This is a genomic window from Chitinimonas sp. BJB300, from assembly GCF_002735695.1.
GTDB lineage: Bacteria > Pseudomonadota > Gammaproteobacteria > Burkholderiales > Chitinimonadaceae > Chitinimonas.
On record NZ_PDZH01000240.1, the window covers coordinates 1 to 3,020 of the forward strand.

A 3,020-nucleotide genomic window follows, 5' to 3' on the forward strand; every position below is an offset into this window, starting at 1 on the left:
CCTACCATCGCCGACAAGCCCGTTGCTGTCGCCGCACCAAACGTGCTCAGCAAATAGTCGGTGTACAAATCGAGTTCTTTGTTCTTCATGGCGACAGGTTATCGTATGCACTGCGTAACATCAGTCATTAAGAAAGTGACGAGATGGTATCGAGTGTATTTACACAAATCCATAGTGCAGTTGCATTATGGACAAAGCCCGCAAAGTGTGTATTCAAGCCAAATAGCGCTACTTATCGCCGAATTAAATATGATATTCAATTCATGCTGGATAGGTCCCTGCTAACCGATTAGAACAACCCGCCTGAGCTACCGGTGTTCCAATTCGTAATCACCAACTCACCCGATGATTTCCGGTCGCCGTCTCATTTCAGTTAATCGGTTGGGTTGGTTTGCGACTGCTGGACTATCCAGCCCTGCAAATTCCTCAACTGCCTGGCGTTGTCCTGGCAGGCGGCGTAGTTGCCGGTGATGGCAACCAGGGCGTCATCGCTTGTAAGGTCGCTGGCGGTTGCATCAACGCTGCTGGGGGCGTCGGGAAGCGTGGACAGGGCTGCGGCGTCGTGCTGCTGCACCCAACCGCGATCAAGGCGGCAGGCAGTATGGTCAGGGTTCGCCACATAGCGAATGATCTCCTTTTCTATGGTTTTGTAGAGAATGCGGTCACGCGCCCGGCCCTGTTCGTGGGCGATGGCGACTTGCTGGCTGATGTCGATTTGCTGGCGCTCGAGCGCAACCACACGCACGAGTCCGGCTAGGTTTTCCTCGGCTTGGCTGGCCTGTTCATCCAGCCGACCGCGCAGATAAGCGAAGCCCGTCAGGACTAGCCCCAAACCCGATAGCGCCACCAGCCGATACGGCCAGGGAAGCAAGCGGGTAATCATGCTGGTTGGGCCGTGCTGGCAAGCCCGCCCCCCGCCTTCGTATAAGCCACCAACAAGCTGTCCAGGCTGTTTTCATGCTGCCCATAACTGGCTCCCGGCAGGCTGGCCCAAATGTTCCGCACACGCTGGATAGCGGCTTCGATCTGGCCGGACTGGATCAAGTGCAATGCGCCACGCTCGCGGATTTGTTGAATCGCAATGCGGTCCTGATTGATCGGGCTGAAGTCCTTAAGCTCAAGTTGTTTGCGATAGGCATCGTAGTAGCGCGCCAGCAGCTGATAGCGCCCCGCTGCGGTTGAACTGATACCGTGCTTGGGAAACTTGGCCTCTGAGGTGCAATGGAACGGAAAACCACTTTAAGCCATAGAGGTATAAGCAGCAGTCCTCATATTCCAATAGATCAGTGCACCGGCTTCTCAATTCCGACCGTTTTAGAGATTGAATTGTTGAGAAGGCAACGGTGACATTATTGTGCAGCTCATCGACTCTCGAAAACCATTCTCAAATGGTTCAGACGCAGGGCGACAGATGAGGATGAGTTTTGAGAAGTTATAAGCACTGGGCTTGGTTATACCCAAAGGCCTTAAATGCACTTTCCGTTCCATTGCACCTCAGAGGCCATTCTTCACTTTTCTCGTCGTTGCGCCGAGTCTTTTGCATTAAGTCCTTGGCCGAAAATAATCGGTAACCGCCGCTGACTAGCGCAATTTCTATGGCACTCAAGGTCTGCAGGCGTAGTACGCGGTCTTGTTCGACATCCGCAAGGGGCTGTTCCTGCATAGTTATTTACCTACTGGAGCATCTGCCATTGATGGGGAATGCAAGGGTGGGTGCCCTTGAACCTTACTCTGGTCGCGGCGGTGCACTATCTTTTGCGTCAATACCAGTTTGGAATGGATAAGGCATCCCCCATTGACTTGTGTAATTTCTATGGGACTCAAGGTCTGCTGGCGTAGTACGCCGTCTTGTTCGACATCCGCAAGAAGCATTTCATGCATGATTATTTACCTACTGGGGCGTTTGCCATTAATGATGCATGCGACGACGGAGGGACTTCGTCCTTACTCTTGTTACGGCGGCGCTCCATCTTTTGCATCATTATCTGTGTGTAACAACTTGTAAAAATTCCCCCACTGACTTGTGCAATGTCTGCGGCATTCAAGTTCTGCATGGTCTTGATCTTTCTGATTGTTATGCGGTTACCGAGGTTTGGATAGGGCACTCGCCCGTTCCAAAATCCCACGGAAGGGCTTGGAAGACGGCCCTCACAAGACCGCTGTCGCGATGAGTCACTTAGCGACAGCGGGCGAAAGGACTGACTATACGAATGTCAAGGCACCGCCCTCAAGCGTTTGCGCTTCAGAAAGTAGCAAAAATCAGCCGCGAAAGCGCGTCATGCTGTCTTGTTCAACATCCCCTAAATGCGGTGCCGACACCATCACTTGCCTGCAGGGGCATCCGCCAATGGCCGGGAAAGCGAGGCGGAAGGGGCTGCGACATTACTTTTTTCACGGCTGCGTCGGATGGTTTGCATCCTTACGAATAAGGCCGACATATTGACATGAAATCCCCCACCACTGACTTGTGCAATCTCCTGGGCAGCTAAGCTTTTCACCGTAAGCTACCACCTAAGGCTTCTTCGGCTTGCAGAAGGGCAATGACGTCTTCTGTTGCCAAGATTCGAGGTATAGTCTCAGCCCATTTTTCCAAAAGACTTGTAAAACTCATTACCCCACCCGTGACCTGGGCAAGTTCTGCTGTTGTTAATGGCTGCATTTCTCTCTCATTTGTGGGTAATCACAATCGTTCTGTCCACTTCACCCCAGCGCTAGGCCAAGCGTGAAGGGCAGCGATTGTAAGCCCAGGTTGAGAAAAGTTCACCGCAGCCGTTGTTAGTTGCCCATCTATTGGACTCAAGCCATACACCATGCAAGGGGCTTGACGTACTTTACATTCCGAATGCTGAGCCCCCTCGAGTAACCCGCCTGAGCCTCGCCTTTAGGTGCGGACACTATTCACCCGGCAACTAAGGGTTGATTTATTGGTGTCCGCCCCCAACTGATAGAAATGGACAAAGAAGACGGACGCAAGCTGTCGCGGCAAGAACAGCACGAAAGGCGCAAGCAAGCTGTGAGGT

General features: G+C 52.6%; 5 protein-coding genes. 1 reads left to right on the plus strand and 4 read right to left on the minus strand.

From position 1 onward, the window contains the following. Positions 1–373 precede the first annotated feature (373 nt). Complete coding sequence (locus CSQ89_RS20705; RefSeq protein ID WP_099407880.1) at positions 374–883, minus strand: hypothetical protein; 510 nt, start codon at positions 881–883, stop codon at positions 374–376. Positions 884–957: 74 nt separating this feature from the next. On the opposite strand from CSQ89_RS20705, the gene CSQ89_RS23955 reads away from it, so the two are divergent. Then, positions 958–1,182 (plus strand): hypothetical protein, encoded by a 225-nt coding sequence (locus CSQ89_RS23955; protein WP_374701390.1) that lies wholly within the window; start codon positions 958–960, stop codon positions 1,180–1,182. A gap of 483 nt (positions 1,183–1,665) precedes the next feature. Here CSQ89_RS23955 and CSQ89_RS20720 read toward each other — a convergent pair whose 3' ends face one another. The 3 genes from CSQ89_RS20720 to CSQ89_RS22300 form a co-directional block, all read right to left on the minus strand. Beyond that, complete coding sequence (locus tag CSQ89_RS20720) at positions 1,666–1,881, minus strand: hypothetical protein (protein WP_099407883.1); 216 nt, start codon at positions 1,879–1,881, stop codon at positions 1,666–1,668. Between the two features lie 440 nt (positions 1,882–2,321). Beyond that, positions 2,322–2,498 carry a hypothetical protein gene (locus CSQ89_RS22690; RefSeq protein WP_158229076.1) on the minus strand — a complete coding sequence of 59 codons (177 nt, stop codon included), beginning with the start codon at positions 2,496–2,498 and terminating at the stop codon, positions 2,322–2,324. Further along, entirely contained in the window at positions 2,495–2,659 is a 165-nt protein-coding gene (locus tag CSQ89_RS22300) for a bacteriocin (protein ID WP_143747120.1), read from the minus strand. Before CSQ89_RS22300 ends, CSQ89_RS22690 begins: the two co-directional genes overlap by 4 nt. Positions 2,660–3,020: the final 361 nt, after the last annotated feature.

Coding starts and splice junctions, on each gene's coding strand:
- CSQ89_RS22300 (WP_143747120.1), bottom strand. CDS start 2,659: ATGCAGCCATTAACAACAGCAGAACTTGCCCAGGTCACGGGTGGGGTA.
- CSQ89_RS23955 (WP_374701390.1), top strand. CDS start 958: ATGCTGCCCATAACTGGCTCCCGGCAGGCTGGCCCAAATGTTCCGCAC.
- CSQ89_RS20720 (WP_099407883.1), bottom strand. CDS start 1,881: ATGCATGAAATGCTTCTTGCGGATGTCGAACAAGACGGCGTACTACGC.
- CSQ89_RS20705 (WP_099407880.1), bottom strand. CDS start 883: ATGATTACCCGCTTGCTTCCCTGGCCGTATCGGCTGGTGGCGCTATCG.